The 23,622-nt window shown below is 41.0% G+C and carries 22 protein-coding genes; 7 read left to right on the forward strand and 15 right to left on the reverse strand.

Annotated features, from left to right (window positions below; translation table 11 throughout):
• Window positions 1-132: 132 nt before the first annotated feature.
• From QNM18_RS10835 to QNM18_RS10850, 4 genes are read right to left on the reverse strand one after another with little or no spacing between them, the layout of a single operon-like run.
• Window positions 133-567 (reverse strand): response regulator, encoded by a 435-nt coding sequence (locus QNM18_RS10835; RefSeq protein ID WP_284137199.1) that lies wholly within the window; start codon window positions 565-567, stop codon window positions 133-135.
• A gap of 3 nt (window positions 568-570) precedes the next feature.
• On the reverse strand, window positions 571-2,013 hold the full coding sequence (locus QNM18_RS10840) for a sensor histidine kinase (protein WP_284137200.1): 1,443 nt from the start codon (window positions 2,011-2,013) through the stop codon (window positions 571-573).
• Between the two features lie 11 nt (window positions 2,014-2,024).
• Window positions 2,025-3,002, reverse strand: a complete 978-nt coding sequence (locus QNM18_RS10845; RefSeq protein WP_284137201.1) for an ABC transporter substrate-binding protein — start codon at window positions 3,000-3,002, stop codon at window positions 2,025-2,027.
• 57 nt (window positions 3,003-3,059) lie between these two features.
• Window positions 3,060-4,166: a hybrid sensor histidine kinase/response regulator gene (locus QNM18_RS10850; RefSeq protein WP_211010688.1), complete on the reverse strand. Its 1,107-nt coding sequence runs from the start codon at window positions 4,164-4,166 to the stop codon at window positions 3,060-3,062.
• 659 nt (window positions 4,167-4,825) lie between these two features.
• Here QNM18_RS10850 and QNM18_RS10855 point away from each other — a divergent pair.
• On the forward strand, window positions 4,826-6,535 hold the full coding sequence (locus tag QNM18_RS10855) for a two-component system response regulator (RefSeq protein ID WP_211010686.1): 1,710 nt from the start codon (window positions 4,826-4,828) through the stop codon (window positions 6,533-6,535).
• Between the two features lie 44 nt (window positions 6,536-6,579).
• Here QNM18_RS10855 and QNM18_RS10860 read toward each other — a convergent pair whose 3' ends face one another.
• From QNM18_RS10860 to QNM18_RS10890, 7 genes are all read right to left on the reverse strand, one after another.
• Window positions 6,580-6,915: a zinc ribbon domain-containing protein YjdM gene (locus tag QNM18_RS10860; RefSeq protein WP_284137202.1), complete on the reverse strand. Its 336-nt coding sequence runs from the start codon at window positions 6,913-6,915 to the stop codon at window positions 6,580-6,582.
• 159 nt (window positions 6,916-7,074) lie between these two features.
• Window positions 7,075-8,154, reverse strand: a complete 1,080-nt coding sequence (locus QNM18_RS10865) for a lipocalin-like domain-containing protein (RefSeq protein WP_211010682.1) — start codon at window positions 8,152-8,154, stop codon at window positions 7,075-7,077.
• Window positions 8,155-8,162: 8 nt separating this feature from the next.
• On the reverse strand, window positions 8,163-10,574 hold the full coding sequence (locus tag QNM18_RS10870; RefSeq protein ID WP_284137203.1) for an ABC transporter permease: 2,412 nt from the start codon (window positions 10,572-10,574) through the stop codon (window positions 8,163-8,165).
• Entirely contained in the window at window positions 10,567-11,223 is a 657-nt protein-coding gene (locus QNM18_RS10875; protein WP_211010679.1) for an ABC transporter ATP-binding protein, read from the reverse strand. Before QNM18_RS10875 ends, QNM18_RS10870 begins: the two co-directional genes overlap by 8 nt.
• A gap of 127 nt (window positions 11,224-11,350) precedes the next feature.
• Entirely contained in the window at window positions 11,351-11,806 is a 456-nt protein-coding gene (locus QNM18_RS10880) for a response regulator (protein WP_211010678.1), read from the reverse strand.
• Window positions 11,807-11,809: 3 nt separating this feature from the next.
• Window positions 11,810-13,315 carry a PAS domain-containing sensor histidine kinase gene (locus tag QNM18_RS10885; protein ID WP_284137284.1) on the reverse strand — a complete coding sequence of 502 codons (1,506 nt, stop codon included), beginning with the start codon at window positions 13,313-13,315 and terminating at the stop codon, window positions 11,810-11,812.
• 102 nt (window positions 13,316-13,417) lie between these two features.
• On the reverse strand, window positions 13,418-14,143 hold the full coding sequence (locus QNM18_RS10890; RefSeq protein WP_284137204.1) for a substrate-binding periplasmic protein: 726 nt from the start codon (window positions 14,141-14,143) through the stop codon (window positions 13,418-13,420).
• Between the two features lie 215 nt (window positions 14,144-14,358).
• Between QNM18_RS10890 and QNM18_RS10895 the strand changes: the two genes are divergently transcribed.
• Window positions 14,359-15,108 (forward strand): spermidine synthase, encoded by a 750-nt coding sequence (locus QNM18_RS10895; RefSeq protein WP_211010677.1) that lies wholly within the window; start codon window positions 14,359-14,361, stop codon window positions 15,106-15,108.
• On the opposite strand, the gene QNM18_RS10900 is transcribed toward QNM18_RS10895, so the two are convergent.
• From QNM18_RS10900 to QNM18_RS10910, 3 genes are all read right to left on the reverse strand, one after another.
• Window positions 15,109-15,645, reverse strand: coding sequence for a hypothetical protein (locus QNM18_RS10900; protein WP_023402040.1), 537 nt, complete (start codon window positions 15,643-15,645; stop codon window positions 15,109-15,111).
• Window positions 15,646-15,783: 138 nt separating this feature from the next.
• Complete coding sequence (locus QNM18_RS10905; RefSeq protein WP_284137205.1) at window positions 15,784-16,515, reverse strand: SDR family NAD(P)-dependent oxidoreductase; 732 nt, start codon at window positions 16,513-16,515, stop codon at window positions 15,784-15,786.
• 262 nt (window positions 16,516-16,777) lie between these two features.
• Entirely contained in the window at window positions 16,778-17,506 is a 729-nt protein-coding gene (locus QNM18_RS10910; RefSeq protein WP_284137206.1) for an Ig-like domain-containing protein, read from the reverse strand.
• 409 nt (window positions 17,507-17,915) lie between these two features.
• Here QNM18_RS10910 and QNM18_RS10915 point away from each other — a divergent pair, with 409 nt between their 5' ends.
• Window positions 17,916-18,386 (forward strand): DMT family transporter, encoded by a 471-nt coding sequence (locus QNM18_RS10915; RefSeq protein ID WP_284137207.1) that lies wholly within the window; start codon window positions 17,916-17,918, stop codon window positions 18,384-18,386.
• A gap of 127 nt (window positions 18,387-18,513) precedes the next feature.
• Here the strand turns inward: QNM18_RS10915 and QNM18_RS10920 are convergent, their stop codons facing one another.
• Window positions 18,514-18,651, reverse strand: a complete 138-nt coding sequence (locus QNM18_RS10920; RefSeq protein ID WP_284137208.1) for a hypothetical protein — start codon at window positions 18,649-18,651, stop codon at window positions 18,514-18,516.
• Between the two features lie 210 nt (window positions 18,652-18,861).
• Here QNM18_RS10920 and QNM18_RS10925 point away from each other — a divergent pair, with 210 nt between their 5' ends.
• From QNM18_RS10925 to QNM18_RS10940, 4 genes are all read left to right on the forward strand, one after another.
• Window positions 18,862-20,466 (forward strand): esterase-like activity of phytase family protein, encoded by a 1,605-nt coding sequence (locus QNM18_RS10925; protein ID WP_284137209.1) that lies wholly within the window; start codon window positions 18,862-18,864, stop codon window positions 20,464-20,466.
• 50 nt (window positions 20,467-20,516) lie between these two features.
• Window positions 20,517-21,386, forward strand: coding sequence for a hypothetical protein (locus QNM18_RS10930; protein WP_284137210.1), 870 nt, complete (start codon window positions 20,517-20,519; stop codon window positions 21,384-21,386).
• Between the two features lie 330 nt (window positions 21,387-21,716).
• Window positions 21,717-22,664: a M57 family metalloprotease gene (locus tag QNM18_RS10935; RefSeq protein ID WP_284137211.1), complete on the forward strand. Its 948-nt coding sequence runs from the start codon at window positions 21,717-21,719 to the stop codon at window positions 22,662-22,664.
• Between the two features lie 240 nt (window positions 22,665-22,904).
• On the forward strand, window positions 22,905-23,234 hold the full coding sequence (locus tag QNM18_RS10940; RefSeq protein WP_284137212.1) for a hypothetical protein: 330 nt from the start codon (window positions 22,905-22,907) through the stop codon (window positions 23,232-23,234).
• Window positions 23,235-23,622 lie beyond the last annotated feature (388 nt).

Below are 23,622 nucleotides of genomic sequence, written 5' to 3' on the forward strand. Positions count from 1 at the left end.
TAAGGCAACAACGTTTTAATTGATGGCGCAAAGCTATACTGTGATTACAACACAACTTACCCCACATACTTATACGTCACGCATTGCATAGCAAATAGAGTAATTAGATAGCTTCGGACATTAGTCGGCTCTTCAGCTGTTTGAGTCGGCCATCAATGTGAGCTGCTCTGTTAAACACTCAACGCCATATGCGCCTTTGATAAAATAACCTTTCACTTGAGAGTGACTCAACGCCATTTTTCTATCTTGCTCTCTTTCCGAGCTACTAAACATAACAATGATAATTGAATCAAGGCTTAGCTTTTTAACCACTCCCTCAAATACTCTTAAAAACTCAAAGCCTCCCATCAGTGGCATATTGATATCTAGGAATATAAACTTAGGCGGATAAACCTCATCACTCATTGCTGCATGTTGTTTACTGTCTTCAAAAAAATCCACAGCATTGACACCATCACACGCTTCAAATACCTTGCTAATGGGTAATTTTGAATCTCTTAGCTGTCGCTTTAAAATGTACCTATCATCTTCATTGTCATCAACTATCAATATTGAAAATGGCGTCATTGTCTATTTATTCCTTTTAATTTGTATCGTAAATCGAGTTCCCTGATCGGACGTATCAAAATTGATATAACCCTTCAATTTATCAACGTGTTTTTTGACAATTGCAAGGCCAAGTCCGGAACCAGAAGATAGCTGAGGGTGGAATCGCTTAAACATATCATAGACTTCGTGATGATACGTTTTTGGTATACCAACACCGTTATCTTCAACTTCAAGCATAATCCCATCATGGTCATTATCTTTCAAAGTAACTGTGACAAAACACTGCTTTTTAGCAGCGTCTTTGTATTTAAAAGAGTTAGATACCAAGTTTTCAATTATTTGTTTGTAACGCACTCGCTGTCCAAATATTTTTGGGTAGCCCATATCAACTTTCATAGTCAGCACACACTCTTCAGTGTGAAAAAAAGTGTCTATTTTAGCTTTGACTTCACTTAGTAAATCATGAACATCAAAAAATTCATCTCTTTCTGTCACCAGATCAACACGGGTTAAAGACAACACGTCGTCGACCAGGGATTCCAACTTAGACATTTGATTAAAAATGCGTTCAACACTGCTGGTTGCTTCTTGTAAATTACCACTTTTAATATCTTCCAATACGTACTTAGCAAGCTGCTTAGACGCGGTCAGTGGAGACTTTAAATCATGCGAAGTTCGATAAGAAAACTCACTGAGGTCTTCATTTGCAGCCTCAATTTTTTCTATGTTGTCATTCAATTTAACCCGCATTGTTTCCAATGAATGACTCAAAACAGCAAACTCTGTCGGCGACTCTATAACCAGCTTATTATCAAGCTTTAGCATTGACACATTTTCTGAAAACTGCGTGATTTTAGTTAATGGGTTAAGAAATAAATATCTATAAATAAAGGAGGTTATGACAAAAAGTAACATTAAAATAAACGCACACACCCAAAATACAGCAAAGCCAATTTCATATAAAAGCCCGCTCGCCTTAGATAGTGGATAAATGCCGTATATTTCCCACTCCCAAGGGGAAAATACATGTTTGGAATAGATATATTGCTCTGCACCGATTTTAACCACATTGACGCCATCAAGGGTATCAAAGCCGATTGCACTTAAATGCATCTTAGACTCCCCCTTTAAATAGCCTTCTTTGTAAAACCACTTATCGAGGGTCTTATCAAAAATTAAAAAGCTGCCGTCGTAGTGCTCATAGCTTTGCTTAACTTCTAACAGCACCTCTTTTTTATACGCATTTACATAGCTCGGATAGCCATCCAGTTTGTTTTTAATTAAGGTCTGATTTCGTGACTCAACATGTAAGCCTATAAAATCTGTCGTATGCATATCATTTAGCAATGTTAATTTTTCGAAAGTTGTTTGCTCAATAAACTGATATGCAATAAACCCCACCGCAGCTGGACCAAGTACCATTAAAGGGAAAAATATTATAAATAAAAGATACTTAAGTTTCATATTGCCGCCCGTTAATGATACACATGTTCGCCCGCTATTTTGAGCAAGCTAAAGGGTATAACAACGCCCAGCGATGTGGCGGTTTTGACGTTAAATGCGAGAATATTCTTTGACGCAGAGCGAATTTCAATTTTGTTGGCAGGGGTACCACTTAATATTCTAACGACAATATTAGCTATTTCTTTCCCTGTCCACTCTGGATCAGGAATAACCGTAAACAACGCGCCTTGTTGCACTGATTTAATATTTGCCCCATACAAGATAGGTTTCAAAATGGACATGGCAGGGACAAATTCACTCTTTTCGCTAAGTGGTCCATTCACAGACCAGAAAAAGTCCACTTGTGATTGAATCGCACTTGCAGCTTGATACGCTGCTAAATAGGTATCATCTAGTGAGGCGTTACTCACATCCTGATACTCAATGACTTTTTTAGTTAATTGAATGTTTTTATATTCTTTGGCTATTACCTCAATCCTGCGTATGTCTGTCAAAGCAGCTGGATATGTGGTCGCAACAATACCAATGTTTACTTTATCATTCTTAAATAGTTGATTGACGATCTCTAACTTGGTGCCACGCCTAACTGAATATGCTCTACCCGTAATAAAGTGATTGCTGGAATTGTCAGCCATGGTTAGTCCGGCACCTTGTGGATCAGCAACTGTCACAAACACCATAGGAATACCTTGATTGACCAGCAGTTTTTTACCTATTTTCGCAGCAAGTGTGCCATTAGCGATCAGTAAATCAAAGCAGCTACAAGCAAGCTTTTCTTGTATATGCGCTTCTATGAGAGCGCTTTGCCCATTGCCATCAAATACATCAATTTCCAATTGGTTATCCAATCGTTTCAATCTGGACACTATGTGCTTGGTGTGAGTGGTGACGATAGGGACCTGAAGCGTTTCTACAATCAGTATTCTTTGGGCTTCGGCATTTGAAGATAGCACCAATAAAAACAGTAATATGAATCGACCTATAAACACACTATATCTCCTTGGAATACTCTTGCAGACCTGCTTATTCACTTACCCAATTTTGACCTACCTGAGCGCTTGTTCTTTTTCAGATACCTTCAGTTTTTTAGAGACAGAAAAGTGTAGCTTACTGCCTTGACCACATTCACTATCTGAAAAATAGATATCTCCACAGTGTTTGTTGACGATTCTTTTTGCAGTAGCCAACCCTAACCCGGACCCTGCGTAAGATTCACTATTGTGTAAGCGGGCTAATGGCTCAAACACTTTATGTCTCAATTGTGGTGGAATACCAATACCATTATCTTGTACGGTGAAATGCCAACAAGTTTCATCACACTGACAAGAGATATCAATAAATGGCTGACTTTCAGAGTATTTAAGGGAATTTTCTAAGATGTTTTGAAACAACTGTACAACGAAGCTTGGGATCGCCGTAATGGACGGTAAATCTGAACATGTAATTTTAGCACTGGAAGATTCAATTTGAGTGGTGAGATTCGATATTGCTATTTCAACACACTTGTTAAAATCCGTTTTTTCAAAAAGGTGTGAATCGTCTAAATCTAGCTGGGTATAACATACCAATGCATCAATTAGCCCATACATTTGCAACGATGATTGGTTGATCAGAGTCAGTTTATCCAACACATTGGCAGGAACACATTGATGATAATTTTGTACAATCACTTGGCTCATTTTTTGAACCGCGTTTGCCGGCTGCTTTAGATCATGAGCCAATACGTATGCAAACTGCGAAAGCTCTCTATTTTTCTCCTCAATTCTGCGATGCAACCGCGCAGAGTGCATTGCAGAATTGATTGATTTCATCAATGACAGGTGCGTGAGACCGCCTTTGCTTATGTAGTCTGATGCACCATTTTTGATAGACTCCGCAGCCACTGTTTCACTGCCCTGCCCTGTGAGCATTATAACGGGCAATAGCGGAAACTGTTTATTAATGGCCGATAACGTCATTAATCCATTGGTGCCAGGTAAAGAATAATCTAACAGAACAATATCAACCTGATGGCTTTTCAATATATCCAAGCCATGTTCACCTGACTCCGCCTCCAAAATATGCCAATGAGATCCATCGCTCGTCAGTGTCCTCTTTAAAAAATAGCGATCGTCCTCACTATCATCTACTAACAAAACATTCAAAACGTCCATCTATACTCCTTTATACCTCACCCCAAACCAAATCAGCGATTTACCTGCTTAAGCTGTGCCCAAACTCATACCTAAACGACCATTATTATCAATTGAATGCAAGCCCTGCCCTTGTGTCGTTCTCAACTGGCATATAGCCAAATAATGGCAGCATTATCTTCTCAACGCTTTTACGTCGGCTTTTTTGTTTGTATGCACACTCTCAAAGAAGCGCTTTGAGCGCTTCAATATCCGCGTTTATTTAGGTAATTGCGAGACCTTACAGCCATTGCACTTGTTCTTTTTTTAAAGGCGCAATGAACACCAACCATACCGTCACAGTGCGCCTATGCGCTTCGCTTCAAAAAGTATAGTAAACCACTGGCTAAGTTTTCCATGTGAACTAAAAAATGTATGTTGCCACTGACAGCATAAGCCACGATTTCGCACGGCTCTTTAGCAACCATGACCAACGTATATTGGTATCCTTCGCTGCCGCCCTATCCACCTAAAAAAAGCATCCTTAATCAAGATAAACATCAACTAAGAGTAATACTAAGTTAGTAAATAAATAGCCACTTCGCTAGCCAAATATTTACTCCTAAACTAGGCTGATTATTAACACTAAAATACATCAGAAGATCAGGCCACAGCCACCGTGGCGACAGGGAGCGCAGCAAATGAACATATTGCTGGTTGATGATGAAAAAATTGACCGTGAGCTGGTGAAAGAAGCTTTAATTTGCTCGGGGAAAAAATTTAATATAAAAGAAGCAATTAGCGCCGAGGACGGGCTGACTGCTATCGCACAAGATGAATTCGATATTGTATTGTTAGATTATCAAATGCCCAAGCAAAATGGGCTTCAATTATTGATGACATTAAAATCGAAAAACATCTGCGAGGATTGTGCGATCATTATGATCACAAACAATAGAGATGAAGAGTTGCTGGTTAACTGTATTAATGCCGGTGCTCAGGATTTATTACTCAAAGATGAAGTCACTTCAACCCAACTCATTAGATGTATCAAACAATCTCAAAGAAGAATAGACTTACAGAACAAACTTACTCATAGCTATCAACAAGTTAAGCAACTAGCCGAGCGCGATACATTAACCGGGCTTTTCAACCGTAGATATTTCGAAAATGCACTAACTTCGCTGCTGGTCAATATGCGTAGCCTCGATGGATATGTAGTTGTGATGTTGTTAGATATCGATGGGTTCAAATTGATTAATGACAGTTTAGGGCATTCAGCGGGCGATGTTGTTTTAAAAGAGTTTGCTAACCGAGTTAAATCAAGCTTTAGAGAAAGCCCCCTATTTGCAAGGCTTGGCGGGGATGAGTTTGCATTCGTATTTTCTGGTGTTAGGGACTCAAACGCAGCCTTAGCGATATCTGAGCGACTACTGTCTAGCTTCGACGAGCCATTTCACTATGATAAACATCAAATTTACAGCACTGCCAGCATAGGTATTACGCTTTGCGCTTCAAAAACCACAGCGGAAGACATGCTAAAACAAGCTGATATCGCCATGTATAAAGCGAAAAAACAAAAAGAAAACAAAGCCTGCTTTTTTGATGAATCTTTGGAGCGGGAATTTTATCGGCTCTTTCAAATTGAAAACGAACTCAGAACCGTGATAAAAAACCACAACTTTGACGTTTTTTTTCAACCTATTTTTAATACAACAGGCGCCAATATTATTGCCATCGAAGCCCTTGTAAGACTCCCTCTCGGTGACTCCAAAGCCTCACCAGCTGAGTTTATCATCGCTTCAGAAAAGCTTCGACTGATTGAAACATTTGGCAGGATGATCATTCAAAAGTCATTGGCTAAATACGCACAACTGGTCGATGAAACAAACTCCAACAACATCGCGCTGTCAATCAACCTCTCTCCTTTGCAAATTCATGATTTAAACCTCAACGCATTTATCATAGAGCAAGCTAAAGAAAATCACGTCAACCTCAACAATGTTATTGTGGAAGTGACCGAGACTGCACTGCTGGAAAATAATACCGCAACTTTGGAAACCCTGAAATTAATCAAAAGCAGCGGGTGCAAAATTGCCCTCGATGACTTTGGCACCGGGTTTTCTTCTATATCGCACCTGTTAAATTACCCGATTGATATTGTTAAGCTCGATAAAAGTTTAATTGAGAGAACAGTTGATGATAAAAAAGCCCAAGCGATGCTGGATGGACTCACATCCATGTTACATGGGATCTCAATCGAAACTGTCGCAGAGGGCGTAGAGTGCAAAGCGCATGTAGATGTGTGCCAGCGAGCTGGAGTATCTCGCCTACAGGGGTACTTTTTTGGTAAACCTATGCCTGTCGATACATTAATCGAGTGTATTTTAGATAATTCGACAGAAGATTGAGTGCACTGCTTACGCTGCTCAGTGCACTAGTGACTATTGGTATTTTATGCTTTTTTGACGAACTTTGCAGTTACCATCATTTCACCTACACCATCAACTTTACAGTCAAGCTCGTGGTCTTTTTTGTCCAACACGCGCCTAACTAGGGCTTTAGTGCCGATTTTTATCACCTGTGAACTGCCTTTAATTTTAAGGTCTTTAACCACTGTTACTTTATCACCATCAACGAGCAATGTGCCGTTGGCGTCTTTTATTTGCGGTGTATCATCTTCCTCAGATTCAGACGGATCCCACTCATAAGCGCATTCTGGACAGATTAATTGGCTCTGATCCTGATATACATACTCAGAGTTACACTTTGGACAAGGAGGGCAAGACATACTTTACTGCCTATATAAGTTTCTTTGTGCGCATGATAATCCCTCCTTCGCAACATCGCGAGAAAAAATCCACACAATGTTGGAATTTTTTAACACAAACAATTATTCGCCTGATTTTGATCAAACGTCTATTGCTTTAGTAACCTGCAAATTAATGGGTTAGTACCCTACTAACTCCCCATACCCTGCACCTGAAAACCCGCCACGGCTCTTCACTCGCCCTTCCCAATAAGGAATGCTCAGCTTATTGCGCGAGTCAGGGTTAATGCTCTGAATCTCAACTGGCTCAATCCCTTCGACCCTGAGCTGCCAACGCGTTGGGTAAGTAACATCTCCCAATTGAGTATGTTCTAATACTTCTAATGAAACTTGATCATTATTAAATGCCTGAGCTTGCCCATTTTCATCAATCTTCGTCGCGCTGCAATATTCATAGCGGCGACTCGATGAGCGAATGCAGAAAGCCATTAATCCGCCATCTGCCGGGTTATCGGCTTGCAAACTAAACCAGTCCCACCCCGCCTGACTCGGGTCTATAAATGCTGATGACCACTCTCTATCAAGCCAAGCTCGCCCTTTGACTGTGTGAAGCTGGGAGTCAAACTCCACTTCCCCTGTGACGTCTAAAAATGGATAGCTGTAGTACATTGACGCATGACCATCCTGAGTTTTTTGGCTATACCCCTGCTTGCCATGCAAGACTCTTGGACTGTTGTCGAGCTGCAGTGCAACACGATACCCTTTTTGGCTGGCAGTTAAGCTTAAGGGCAAAAAGGACTCGTCAACACTTTCCAACGACCAGTTCTTTAGCCTAGCTTCAAACGGAAATGCATTAATCGTAACATCTGATACCCTACCCGACTTTTCGAATGCCATATGCTGCGTGTCAGTTTGCACAGCAAAGTGAGCAAAATAGAACTGTCCATCCCACCAAGGGCTCGATGTTTCAGAAGAGACTTCTGGCATACTTACTCTAAACAATGTCCATTGCACACCCAGCTTTTCACCTGTGGTGCTTTCTAAATTTGCGGTCACATACCACCACTCAATGCCTTGCTTAGGGTGAATACCATGATCTTTAGGAAACGCTAAAGTGGTTCCTGGCTCAACCTCCTCACCACTTTGCAAGGAAAAAAGGTGAGCACTTGGCAGCGTATTTGTCACTTCATCACCCATTTGCAATAGCGCGGCAATCACTATCACAAAACCTATTATTATTGCTGTAAACTTTGTTTTCATTTGACTCTCTATAGCTTAGCGACACTATCTGCTACATTGCGTTTTAACAGTCTCAGCATAGGTAGTGCGCCAACAAACATGGCTAGGCTCAATACCATCAGGCTAAACGCGAATATACTCTGCCAATCCAAAACCATCGCCATGCTCCAACCAAATGCCAAAGGCATCACATAAGTCAGGAGCACCCACCCCAATAAAATCCCCAAAGGTATTGCCAATACAATGGTAACTGTCAAAATAATCAAGGTTTGTAGGAGCTTGGCGCGCAATAATTGTGAGCGAGTCACGCCCAAAGTTTGCAGCACAGCCATAGGCTGAAGTTGTCGTCTTCCAAGTGTCAAAAAGCTCACCCAAACACCAAACAACGCGATTAACATGATAAATATGTTTAACGCATGAGTGACGCTAAACGTGTTTTCAAATAGCTGTTTTGCATACTGCTTGAACACTTTATTTACGCTCACCTGCGTGCGCTCAATGGACAGTTGCTCAACTAGATAATCAGTTACCATATTTATATCGCCGTCATTGATGAGCGTGAGTGAAAACCCAAATGCTTGATACTTAAAATCACTGTGCTCTATGACACTTGTGGCAGTCAACAATGTCGCTTCCTGTTCGCCGTAATCATAAAATATCCCGGTAACCAAACATTCAAACACCTGCCGTCCCTGCCTAACCTCAACAGTACGCCCAGTTTCAATGCCATATAAACGCCAACCAGGCTCATTTACCAAGCACCGAGGCATACCCGATTGATGGGGAGAGATATGCTGCGCCGTTACCTCATGGCCTCCCAGTAACGTAACATGCTGATGAAAGCTTGCGTCGCGACCAAAACTAACGAGCTTAACGGGTATTTGCCTACTCTTATCAATCAGCTCGCTACGTGCTTGCCAATACACCCCCACCCTCTCAACTTGAGGCATTTTCGCCAGTTGACTATGCATTTGTGTGGTAACCTCTGCCGGGCGTACATACAAATCGGCACTTAGCCTGCTTTCCAAATGGCCGTCTAACGTATGGCTAAAGCTTTTGACCATCACTAGCATGCCAATTGCAGCGCCCATTGCCATCAAAGTTGCCAATACGGCACTTAACAAAGATTTAAGTTGCCCCTGACTGTCTGCTTTGAGCCACAATATCAGAGGCGATTGCGTAGGCCAGCGAGATGAAAACACTCGAGTGATCACACTCGGTGTAATACAAAAGAAAATCAGCAATATAACCGCGCATAATAACAAGGCGACAAGTTTACTTTTAGCAAACAAAGCAAGTAATACCGCACCACTGCAAAGCCCAGCCAGTACAAGCCATATAACTCCTTTTTTCGCGAATAGGTAGGTGAGTCGATTTGAAAAAAAGAAGCCTGACAACACAGCGATATTAAGCACAAATCCCAGTGCCACCATTGACCAATTTAAGTGCACTATTAATGCTCTATCTAACTGATAAAAACTGCGCAAAACCTGCGTGACATCAGCAACCAACACATTAGCCAGCGAAACACCAAATAACGCTCCCAAATAGGCACACACTAACCCAAGTAAACCCAACTCTATAAACATGGCTTGCTTTAACCTGCTCGGTTGACAGCCCATCAAATAGAGCTGTTTGTGCAAGATTGTCCTAGCAGAAAATGCCAGCTTAACTGCGTTAAAACTTAAAAATGCGCCAACAATGTAACCCAGTAGTGCCAAAGCTTGAAGGTTAAAGAAAAATGGTCCTGAAAGCGTGTCAAACGCCTGAGAGTCGGCCCGCTCTAACCTTGCATTACCTTGCAGCGCTTGCTTCAAATAAATAGTGGCGGCTTCATCTATGTCAAACAACTCCAGATAGCTCACTTCACCTTTGGCATTGAGTAACCTATCCGCCAAACTGATGTCCATAAGCGCTTGATAACCCAACCCTTCAAATGGTGAAATGTGATAGCTGACGCCATTGATACTAAGTGAGTTCGAGCCTAACCTTGCAATCATTTTGGGGTCTAAGAAAACCGTATCAAATAGTGCTCCGCGAGCATGGTTTTGCTCATTCAAGGCTGTTTGCGAACTTGATGCCGATTGCGAGGCCCAATGAAGTAAATTGACTCCTTTGATACTGAGCCATTTGTTATTTTCCAGCTGTACACGGCCCTCTAAGACGACTTCAAAATGAATGTTAGTTTGGCGCGATAATTGTTTTCTCACCGACTCAGGGAGGCGCTGTGTACCGAGGTTAGGTTTAACAAAGTGAGTAACCGGGACTGCGAGTAACGCACTGCTATTGGTATAACGCTTAGACGCTTCTAGATTTAAGCCATAAATAGCGCTGATCAAAGCCGTGCCCAAACTAAAACCTAATATAAAAAGTAAAAAAAGCCCCTTGTGACGAAGATAAAACTGCCAATAAGCGAAAAATATAAGCCTAAATTCAGTCATGTAGCTGCCCATTTTTGAGCCTCAACTGCCTTTCAAACTGAACGGCCAATTTTTCACTATGCGTTACCATCACCAAGTTGATTTGATGCTCTTTGCATAATGACTGTAGTAACTCTAGCACTTCTTGACTGCGTTCACTGTCTAAATTTCCGGTTGGTTCATCTGCCAAGATCACCTTGGGCTGGTTGATAATGGCCCTTGCAATACCAACTCGTTGCTGCTCTCCGCCACTCAATTCACAAGGCAAAGCCGTGAGCTTGTGTGCAATTCCGAGTCGCTGAGCGAGAGTAGAAAGCGTTTGTTGTGATACTTCGAGGCCATTTAAACGCGCTTGAAAGGTAATATTATCCGCCACATTTAATGCTTCAAGTAGCTGATAGTGTTGAAATATCACTCCTATTTTACGCCGATATAGGGCGAGCTGATTGTCATCGAAGCCAGAGATCACGGTACCATTAACTTTGATTTCACCGCTGTCAGGCATCAATAATCCGGCCAGTAAATTTAACAGAGTCGTTTTTCCCGAACCACTGTCGCCCACCAAGGCGACTTGCTGCGCGCCCTCAATTGTCACAGAAACATTATTAATAATACGTCGTTGAACCGCGCCATCGGCTCTAGAAAATACAACATTTTTTAACTGGATCATGTCAGCCTCGAGATGTTTACGTACCTATTGTGTACCCTCAGGCCTGCTTGATCTAGTCAGAAGCAAAAATTAAATTGTAACAATTTTTGGGTAACTGTTTGAAACTATTAGCGTCTACTGCACAGTGTTAGTCATAGCCATCTATTGTGGGCAATAGCGCAACATTAAACCAGTAGTCTTTTAGAACCTTAAAGGCATTTGCCAAGTCGTCAAATTCAACGGGTTTTTGAATATACGACGCAGCGCCTAAGGCATAACAAGATTCAATATCTTGAGGGTCGCTTGAGGTTGTTAACACCACAATGGGAATAGAACACATTTTAGGATCAGCTTTGAGCTCTCTGAGCAATTGTCGGCCATCGACACCGGGCATATTTAAGTCAACCAGCGCCAGAACGGGCCTTTTTAAATGTTCATGCTCGCTATACTTGCCCGTTTTATACAAAAAGTCTTTCGCATCTTGGCCCGATTGGCACCATTGAATTGGATTCATAAAGTGACTTTTTCTTAAGCTTCTTAAAATCGCTTCAAAATCATCGGGATTATCGTCGACCAGTAACAGCAGGCCCAAATCTTTATCCATTTCTCACTCTCCCAACTTTAGGGTGAAATTAAAACAGCTACCTTGTTCAAGTTCCGATTCGACCCATATTTGACCATTGTGTCTCTCCACAATCTTTTTAACAAATGTGAGCCCTACGCCCGTGCCACGCACCGAATCATCTTCTTCATTAAGCCGTTTAAATATTCGAAAAATATCTTCAAAAAAGCGCCCTTCAATACCTATGCCATTGTCTTTTACATAAAAAACCTGATGTTCCAATACATTAGAATGAGGGTTTACGCAGGACTTGACCCCGATTTCTATCTCTTTTCGAGCTGAATTATTGTACTTCACAGCATTAGATATCAGGTTGCGAAATAACTCAGACACCCGAGGTTTATCGCAAGTAACTTTGGGCAGCGCTTTTGGGATTAACAAATGCACACTTTGAGTAGTTTCTTCCGGTAAGGTGAGCTCTGCTACACTGTCAATGAGTTCATTTAAATCTACTTCTTCAACCGCCAAGTCTTGACGGCCAAGTCGAGAGTAATACAGTAAACTATCAACGAGCTTTTCCATCCGGGTACATAAAAAGCGGATCCGAGCAATGCGTCTAAGCCCTTCTCCTTCTAGGGAGTCGGCATGATCTTCTTCCAAAAAAAGTGCATTGTTCGCCAAACCCCGTAATGGCTCTTTCAAGTCATGAGAAGCAATATAAGCAAATTGGTCGAGCTCTGAATTACTTATCTGCAATTTTCGAATATAGGAATCTATGGCTATTTCTGCAGCTTTTCGTTCAGATATATCGCGTACAGTACCGACAAACATTGTTTTGCCCTGCACGGTCATTTCATTTACACCCAATTCCATAGGAAATAAATAACCATTTTTGCGCCTGCCCGTTATTTCTCGCCCGATACCAATGATTTTCTTATCACCTGTTGTATGATAATTATCTAGGTAGGAATCATGTTCAGATTGAAAAGGCTCAGGCATCAGCATTTTAACATTGCGACCGATCACCTCTCGAGCACGAAAACCAAATATAGATTCAGCCGCCGCATTAAAACCGTGGATCACACCTCGCATATCTATGGTGATAAGCCCATCCAATACTGTATCCATAATGGTTTCGATATGCTCAATGTAGGACTTAATTGACAGCTCAGCTTGTTTTCGCTCAGAAATATCTCGCACAGTGCCAAGCACAATATCATTAGAGGGTAAAACACTTATGGCAAGCTCAAGTGGAAATGTATTGCCATCTTTATTCAGAGCAATCATTTCAATACCTGTACCGTAGTCTTTACTTTCTTGCTCACCAAATGTCGAGTTGGTGACATCAAGCAAATACTGAGCATATTTTGGCTGTTCGGAGTCAGGCAGAAGTAAGGAGATGTTTTGGCCAATAACTTCGTGTTTATCGTAACCAAAGATTTGCGTTGCTGAGTAATTAAAGCTGAGGATCTCCCCGCTTTTGTTGGTCATAAAAAAGCCATCTTTAACGCTATCCAATACAGTATCTAGCTGCAACTCCCTTGTTTCCATCACGCTTTTGTTATTTCCTGACTTTGAGATGATGATCAAAGTGTAGTCAATGAAAAATCATAGCGCTGATAAATCGAATAAAAATAAGTTCCCGCTATAGGGCTAATTGATAAACCGCCATTTTTTGACTATCTCATCGTAGCGTCCCGAAGCCTTTATCGCCGCAAGGGAATGCTTGAGTTTTTGCGCATCCAACTTGGAAAATTGCGGATTGGCTGCAAGGTGAAGTTCAGAAGGAAAATCGTGTAAAGTCAGCTTGTATTCGAGCAGCTGTGGATCTAGCCCGAGTTCATCTAACTCGCGTTTTAGCGTTCTTGTGTTGGTTAAAATGAGGTCGGTACGGCCTTTGTACAGCATTTGCCACATACTTTTGTAATGAGACACCAACACCAAATCATGCTCCTCAGAAAAGCCTGCTTCTTTTAAATACTGCTCACTGTAATACCCTCTGATAGTACTCGTGCGCAGGCGTTTTGCATCGTCAAGCTGACTCAGTTGGATGACATTGCTTTTTAGTCCAATCAATGATGCAGAGCTTTGGCACATAGAGCCCAAAAATTGAAAGTGTTTTTCTCTTCTCGGCGTTTTTAACCAAGCCAACATCACAACATCAAATTTTGTCTGCAATTCGTGGTGGGCCCTTGCCATCGGCAAAATCTCTATTTTTGCATCAAGTCCACTGTGTAATTGGAGTTCTTTGGCGATGTCGACCAATACACCATCAGGTTTTCCCTGCTCATTTAAATAGTGATAGGGCGGCAGATCTTCGGCAACAAACCTAATTACCTTGGCTTGAGCAGAAGTAACAATGAGTCCAGAAAAGACCATGATGAAAACAAAAAGACAGCGACGTAACATTGTTTTTATTTTTGCTATAAGGGTCGTTGAGTTTGACTGGTTTCGCATAAAAGATCAACAGCACTCACTTTGTATCTTAAAGTGATACAAGCGAAGCAAATCATCACTAACATAACTGATTTATATTACAAAACTAGAAATAAAACGCTAAGATGAACAATCGGTCCAACTCCTGATCTGGTCTTATGAGTGATTCACCTGTAAATTCGACGCCGCCAAACGTACTGTTAAATACAGTAATTGAGCAACACACATTCGAAGTATTCGAAAACGATACATTGCGCTGGTTTTGCCTTGACGGCGTTTTACAAACCGCTATGTCAAAAGCGGAGCCTGAGAGCTTAATGTTTCCTCATATGTTATTTATGACCATTCCGTTGTTAGAGGCTGTGCAGGTAAACTCTGTACTTGAATTGGGCTTAGGCGGTGGTGGCCTGCTTCGATATCTCAATGCCCATAATCCAGATATACAGGTTGAAACCGTTGAAAAAAGCGCACAAGTTATAGAAATATACAATCAATTCTTTAATCCGCAGCAAACAAACAACCTGATCCACTGTGCGGATGCATATGATTTTGTGCAACAAGCACCTAAACATGAGATTGACTTGTTAATAGTGGATATTTTTGCTTCCCAAACGCTCGTGCCCTTTATCTTTGATAGCAACTTTTACACTAACCTGAAAAACTTACTAGCGAAAAATGGCTGGCTTGTTATCAATACCGTATTCACTGAGCAGTCACACATTGAGCAACTTTCCAATGTGCTCACCGAGCTATACCCTAACGCCCTCATTTATGGTTTTAAAGCTGCGCAGTTTGCGAACATTGTGTGGGTGATGAGTTGCGAAGGTAAAAAGCTTAGCTCAGTTTGGCATCAACAAGCATTTTTTACCTCCAGCAAAGCACAAGGGCTGTCTTATCATTTAACCTAACTATAGCTGATGCGCTTGCTTGTCCATCAAAGCAATTTTGTAGGCTGCCTTTAACATTACGCCGATAGCGACCACATTCAAGACAATACTAAACCAAGCTTCAAACATTAATAACTCGACTTGAAAATTACGCAGGTAACTGGCTAGCTGATCAACTATTTCAATGGATATACCTATCACAATCAGCATAAAGCCATAGTATTCTGATGTTTCGTTTAACATTTTATGTTGTTCTAGATTAGGGTCTTGTTTACTGTCCCAAGCCCTTTTAGAGAGAATCTTTCTGCCATCCATCACTGCGCCAAAGCCAATTAATAAAATCGTGATAGTCGCTTCATTATCAATGATATTTTGGTAGCCATGTTCGTCCATATGCCCAAATAAAAAGCGTAGATCTTCCACCGTAATATTGGTCACCAACAAACAGATCAACACTAAAGGAAACAGTAAAAAAGCTCTATTCAGTACCACTGTATAGATTAACTGGCTTGTTCTAGATTTTGGCATAGGGTGCTCAGCAGTTAAGTAATGAAACATTTCAAACGCTCGATCTTAGCTATATATCCTAGATTGACAAGTCCAACATGCGTATTTAAGGTGCTTTCACGCAATGACTGCTCTATGTCGAAAAGAGATACAATATAAGCACACTTTTAACCAGTGAGCTTTCCTGTATTACCTTGCTCCTAACATCAACCTCACGAAACCTTTAAAGGGCATAAAGCGCATTAATAGCGCGATTAACTGCCACCTTTTAGTAACATAGGCAATACGCTTTTTCTTTTCGATAGCAGACAGAATTTGTTGTGCAGCTTTGTCCACGGGGGCCAGCCAAAAGATACCATTGCCTTTGGCCATGTCAGTGTCGACAAACCCTGGTCGTATATCCGTCAACGATATATCAATACCGTCTCTATAGGCTCGGCAATATAGACCTTCAAGGTAACTGGCAATGTAAGCTTTAGATGCGTTATATGATGCGCATGGCCCACCTCTCAATGACATAATTGATGACGTCGCAACTAGGTGTCCCACCCTTTGCTGAGCAAAATAGTGGTAAGCCGTATTGGCGATACCAGTAAAACCTGTCACATTGACAGCTATTGTTTCGAGCTCTCCACTGAGCGGGAAATCAGGTTCGCAGCTGCCTATTCCCGCATTGATAATAATGATGTCGACACCTTGCATCTGTTCAATCAAATATTTAAGCTGCGCAATCGCGTTTTGTGGCTGAGCAATATCCATCACGGAAATACAAGTTTGAGTGCCTAGTTGTTGTTGCAATGAATGCAGAAGATGTTCACGCCGCCCAGTTAAACCAAGTTTATAACCCTGTTTTGCCATATGAATGGCAAGTGCTTTGCCAATGCCTGAAGTGGCCCCAATAATAATGGCTTTTGCTGACATGTTATTTTCTCATGATTTTTTATTTTTTTGTAATAGGCGATACTGAAAAAGCATCGGAAGCGCTTTTGAATTAAAACACGTTAATGCGCCCACTCTCAAGCGCCGCAATGTAAATATACCGTTTTAGATAGTTTGATTTAATCTATGACCATAAAACACTACACATAAAAGAAAATAGCATCCATTAGCAAAATTAAACCAAGGTATTGATTGAAATGCGCAATAGCCTGTATTGCGCACTATAACCTAAATACGTATTAAATTAGTTTACGTCAACAGTGACTGTTGCAGGCGCACTGGAAATATCATATAAATTATTTCCTTTAATGCGATATTTAAATGAATCTTGCCCAACAAACCCGGCATTTGGTGTGTAAGTGATCGTTTTGTCATTGTTTACAGTGACACGTCCATTGGCCGCACTGGCATATACTTCAACGCCAAAGTAATAGGGAACATCACTGTCATTGGCTTTTACATCAATAGCAACGGGTTGACCCATACTAGTTTGTGAGAAGTCATCGCTTGGATAAACATCATAGTGCCCGTCAAATGCATTATCTAGGCTGATCCTGATTTCTCCCCACTCGGAAGCTTCCCCCGCGGGGTTCAATACCCGAAATGGGATGGTCTCAAATTTATTTGTGCCATCAGATACAGCCGCAAAGTATAAAACTTTTCCTTTGAACTTAAGCCAACGCCTGTCAACGGTATTGTACGCAATCGCTTGGCCATATTGAGTTCGGATTTTATCGTAAAAGCCAATCTGGCTATATGACTTATCAGGACTGAGTTGGATCCTTAGCTCCTGACTTGCATAGTTTGGGTCAGTGACATTGTCATCTTTTAAAATATTAAACTCTTCTTGAATATAAAGTCCGGCATTAAACTCATGAATGGCCTTATTCAAAACAGGTGCGGCTTGGGCTGTGCTCATCAATAAGGTTGAGCCAGCTAAAGCTATAAGCGCTTTATATGTATTTTTAATCATTTAAACAATTCCTTCTTTATTACTTTTTATTGCAAATAAAACAATTTTAAATTTCCACAAAATGTAGATTAAAAAATCCCACACAATATAAATCTATTTATAATTAGTTTCTATGATCCAAACGAAAATTCACATCCTTACTTGTATTCCATTATTGACTTCAGCATTTACAGCTAATATTCATGACCATATACACCCTAGTGCCAATTAATTTGTCAACAATCACGCTATGGCTGATTTTAGCTTTTCAATCACAGGTAATGGCGCGCCGTCAATCCAAACCATTAAGCGGTTAACACGTTCAGTGAAATAAATAATCCGGATTTTACAACTGCTGTGATGGTGGATAAAGTGACGGCTGACAATTACTCAAGTACAGACCACAACATATAGAAACGAGGAAAACAACATGCTCCAAGGAACACAGAACTTTATGCTATACGGATTCATTATGTTTGTTGCGGGCTTGGGTATTCCTATCATGGCGGCATTAAATGGTGGACTTTCTAATAAACTGCAAAATACAGCCCTTGCAGCTGTCATTTTACTTTTTGTTGGATTCTGTATCGCACTTACCTACCTGTTTACCACCAGCGGATTGCCCAAAACACTCTATGCAACAGGCACACCTTGGTACTTTTATTTCGGTGGATGTTTTGTCATGTTTTATATTCTGACTATTAGCTGTGTGGCGCCTAAATTTGGCATTGCTAATGCCATCGCTTTTGTATTGCTAGGTCAACTCATCGCAATGGTAGTGATTGATCATTTCGGCTTTTTTGGGGTCAAACAGTACGCGTTAGATTATAAGCGCCTTACGGGGTTAACTTTGATGATTGCAGGAATAGTGCTCGTGCTGAGCAAACCACAACAGAGTTAATGAGCACTTCAAACGCTTTGCAGCATACTTTTAGCAACTAAAAAGCGCGCCAAGTGAGACACCGAGCGCGCTATTTAATTACATTCGTGAAAACCTATTCGATTACCGTCAAATACGTTTCTAGTAATTATTCTGGTTTATTAAATAACCATGTCATTTCGGTTTCACAAGATTGACCCACTTCATAATCACATACAGTGATACCCTCTTGTGCGTACTCAATCAGCTCAAATGTCCACTCTTTATCATCGAGTTTAAAACGCATTTGCCCTTTTAAGCGATGATCTGACTTTCAGTAGCATCAACTAGACAAAGCCAGCTTTTATAAACTTGCCCTTTTTTGATCCCCAAAGCCGGCTCGACATATCAAACTCTTTCTTTGTTTATTGTCATAAATCTATGACCAGTGATGTATATGCTAGCTCACGTTTTAATCAAAGCATGCCTTTGAGCATTACATAATAAGGAGTTAAAAATGAATAAGGTTAATTTAAGTCTAATAACGTGTTTATTAGCAGGGCTTTTAAGTGCTTGCAGTGGTGACGACGGCAAAGATGGTTCAAATGGACAAGCAGGCCAAAACGGCGTGGAAGGTTCCGCTGGTAAAGATGGAAATGCAGGCCTAGCGAGCCTCATCGATCAACAAGTGCTCAATATGGGCGATAACCATTGCTTTTTTGGCGGTGTAGCTGTGCACTCTGGGGTCGATCAAAATAGTAACGGCGCGCTAAATAACAATGAAATCAATCAAACTAATTACGTGTGTCAGCCTTCTCCTCTCACCGCCAATGGCGCAAAGCTGCCCTATACAGCACTGAGAAAAGATATACAAAACGGCAGTGTTGAAGGCAGTGTATTCGAAATTCGTAACGGCGGATATGGCTCAGATATGGTGGCGCACCCAAGCATTAAAAATCAATTTTATGCACTCACAGATCGAGGCCCAAATGCCAGTTTCACGGGCGACTACGGCAAAGGAAAAAAATTCCCAACTCCTGACTATACGCCGCGTATCGGTCTATTCGAATTGACCGCCACTGGTAAGGTAAATAAATTAAAAGAAATCCTTCTCAAAAGGCCCGATGGCACACCTATTAGCGGCCTGCCTAACACTTCCGATCTAGGTGGAACCGGAGAGACGCCATACACAGTTGAAGGCCAACCTGTTTTGGTTGATCAAGCTCAGCCTTTTGATCAAACGCACAACCCAATTAAGTTGGATGATTATGGATTAGACGGCGAAGGGCTTGTGGCTCTGTCGGATGGCAGTTTTTGGGTGAGCGACGAGTACGGTCCGCACATTGTGCACTTTGATAGCGACGGTAAAGAGATAGGTCGTATCAATGCATTTTCCCATGATGAACGTGTCACTATCAATTTACCGCAAGAATATGAACATCGCAGGGCAAATAGAGGCATGGAAGGCTTAGCAATCACACCTGACGAAACAACACTTGTGGGGATTATGCAATCAACGCTCTACAACCCGGACAAAGCAGTTAAGGCACTCGATATCACTCGCATTGTGACCGTTAACTTGAAAACGAAGCAAATTGGGCAGTTTTTATATAAACAAGAAAAAGCGCAAAACTCCAATTCAGGCATTGTGGCACTTTCGAATACCGAATTTTTAGTTATTGAACGAGATGGTGCATTTTATGAGCAAAACCCTGAAGCCATGAAACGCATTTATAAAATTAACCTCGAAGGAGCAAGCGATCTTGAACAGGTAGCTGAAACAACAGACCTTACGCAAGATCCCAACTTAGGTTTATTGGTAGCGGGAAAAACGCTCGAGCAAACAGTGCTAGAGTCAGGATGGGATACACTCTCAGCGCATGCGATCACGCCTGTTAGCAAGTCTCTGGTATTGGATCTAGTGCAAGAAATTGCATACCCCCATGACAAGCTTGAAGGTATGTGGCTAATCGATAACAGTCGACTGGCCGTACTCAACGATGATGACTTTGCTACTTGGTCAACCGGTGGCGTTTTGGAGCAGAAGTACTTAGATGCTGCCAAATCAAAAGTTGATGGCAACACGCTCTATTTATTTGAAAACCTCACATTCGACAAATAACCATTTGAGCGGCTTCGGCCGCTTTTAACCACAATATAATAAGGAAAGTTATGAACTACCGAGCTACTCTCCCCCTGCTTGCTTTTTGCTACGCCAACATGGCATGCGCCAACCCAGTTGTCGACTCAAAAGAGTACAAACTCATGTTAGACACGAGCTTATTCACCAAATCAACAGAGTTGTCAGATGTAAACAGCGTATTCACAGAGCTTGCGCCTCTCGCCCGCCAAGCCACCAGCAAAAATACGACTGGTTCAGTATTTTTGGCAAAAACGCGCAAGGTCACTTTTTATGACATTATCCATGAATGTACTCTCGCAAAACTAGGTTATGTGTTTAGAGAAAGAACAGATCAAGATGGATCTGAGGTCACGTTAAAATACCGCCATACCGATCGTTACCTATCTGCATTTGAAGACTTATCTGCCGACTCTGATGAAGCAAAAACTAAGCTCGAAGCCGACTACAGTATTGCGGCATCAGGAAATTGGAAGGTCACCTACAGTCATTCTACCAAAACCCCTAACACACGTAATATCAATGAAGTAAAAGATATTAACTATCACTTTTCGGGATTTCACCAAAAATACCAGCTTTCAAGCTCCCTAACTTTACAGGCGGTTTCTGGATTAGCAATCTCTGAATATGTTTACGAAGGCATTGTGATTGATTTAGGCAAACAAGACGCGGAGTTTGCACTGACACTCTGGTACACCGCCCAGCAATCAAATACCCCTTTAATTGCCGAATTATCATTTAAGTACCAAGATAATCAGGGAGATTACAGTCAAAAGGTTGCATCACGTGCGGCCGATTTATTTGACAAGCTGGCAAGCGAACACAGTGCTGTTAACGCCCTTAGCCTAACCAAAACCCAGTTTGTCTATCAGTATCAGCCTAGTTTCTGTGCTGAAAATTAAACAATTCGTCTTCTTCCTGCAATGCACTACTTGGTCATTTAAATAATAAAAAATGCATCAGAAACGCAATAAAAATAGATAATTCAACCCAAGAGTTTAAGGGGTATTTATAATTAAAAACACAATAGACATGCTTAATAAAATTAAAAGTGGCCAAGTAAAGTTCATATTTAAAACTTCATGAACTTCGCATGATTGCACGTTGAATACATAGTTAATAATTCAACGTAAAGCCATATAACCGTCATAAATACATTTAACAATACTAATTTACAACTCTTAATTATTGTTAATTTGAAAAGATTAATATCACAATCAAGGAAATCAATTATGCACGTTTCTCTGTTGAAAACTTCAGTGTTGTCTATGGCTGTATTGTTCAACTCAATAGCCAGCGCCGATGTAACCACTAGAGGTCATGTTTTGACCAGCACCATCTGGAATACTAACAGCATTCATGTCTGCTGGGAAAACCTCAATGACTCGACAGCAGCAGATAGAGCATCAGTACAGGAGGCTGTCGAAAACTCTTGGGAAGCCAATTCAAACGTAAACTTTTTTGGTTGGAATGAATGTGAAAGAAGCTCAGATGGCATCAGGATTCAAGTGGCTGATAGCACAGAATTTGGAGCGCATGTAGACGGGCTAGGCACCAGAATACGTGGGCGTCAAAATGGTATGAGTTTAAACTTCACATATGAGAATTGGAATCAAAACTGTCAATCCTCCCGCAGGTGGTGCAATGAAGTTATCGCCGTACATGAGTTTGGTCATGCCCTTGGGTTTGCTCACGAACAAAATAGACAAGACACACCGGATACATGCGATGAGCCTACACAAGGGACAAATGGCGATATCGACATCGGCCGCTGGGACTTGAGCTCTGTCATGAATTACTGTAATCCGCAATACAATGGTAATGGCGAACTAAGTGAGACGGATATTTTGATGGTGCGCACATTTTACGGCCCCGAAGTACAAACTAGCGTATTGTTAGACAACGACCATTATTCCGTATACGTTGGCAGTAACCTTACGATTAACGCCGCCTATTCAATAGAAGATATCGTAGATTCAACCTCTTGGTTGTGGTCTTTAGGAGATGGAGCGAGTTCAAGCTCGCAGAATTCTGTAACTCATAGCTATGCCAATAAAGGACGTTACAATGTGACGGTTTCTGTATCTGACTCCGAAGGGTATTCTGCGGATAAAAGCGCTGAAGTGTATGTTTATGGTTTCGAGGCATTGCTCCCTGCAATCAACATGATGATGTTTTGATTTTATAACCGAATGTGTTGCAGTTATTATTGAAAAGTGATGGCTGCATCACGGCAATCATCATAAATTGAAAGAGGCAAGGAATGTACATTTCTTGTTTTCAAATTGTATTATATAAATACCTAACTACAAATAAGTCACAACCTAAATGAGCGCGCTGTATGGCCTCCGTTCATTTATTACAAAAATATAATAGCGTTATCTATTCACCAAACTAACGATTATAACTATGGATAGATCATGAAATTTATTTTTTTAACTGCCGCACTTGCTTCACTTTTTTCTTTTAATGCCGCTGCCGAGTGTGCTGGAGTAAGCTGTACTAATGTCAAAATCACAAGAATTGTTACTATAGCTAAAGGCGGTGTATCAATAAGTACTTCCGGCGACGAGTCAAAGCTATCATGCGAGGCAGGAAGCTCTGGTTATATAAAATTACGACCTGAAGATTCAAATTATAACGCCGTGTATTCACTGTTATTAACAGCCCACACTACAGGCCACCCTATTTGGATAAGAACATCAGAAAGTGGTGAGTGCTCACTCGTCTATGCGGTATCTGATAAATAAGATTTAGCCAATGGAACCAATCACTATAGTATAAGGATATACCTAAGGCTTGGTTCTTTTTATTATCTAACGGACAGATTTTAATCTTATAAACATACTCTGATAACTACCTTGCTAATGAGTAGTGTTCTCTCTCCCTTAAGCTCCAAAATAATTGCCAAGGTTAAATTCATTTACATAGTGGGTTCATCAGTATTAACCAAAAAGTTGTTTACCACTCTTGCTTAAAGCTTTAAAAAAATATAGATAACTTAAGACAAAGTGATACTCTATAGAGAGAAAGAACAGAGCGTCAACCTCACCCTATAAAACACACTTTTTGCGCTAATTTTATCTAAGTATTGAATTAGCTAAAACGCTAAGTATTTTGTAATTAAAAATAATTAAG

It is taken from the genome of Pseudoalteromonas obscura, assembly GCF_030135505.1.
Taxonomy (GTDB): domain Bacteria; phylum Pseudomonadota; class Gammaproteobacteria; order Enterobacterales; family Alteromonadaceae; genus Pseudoalteromonas; species Pseudoalteromonas obscura.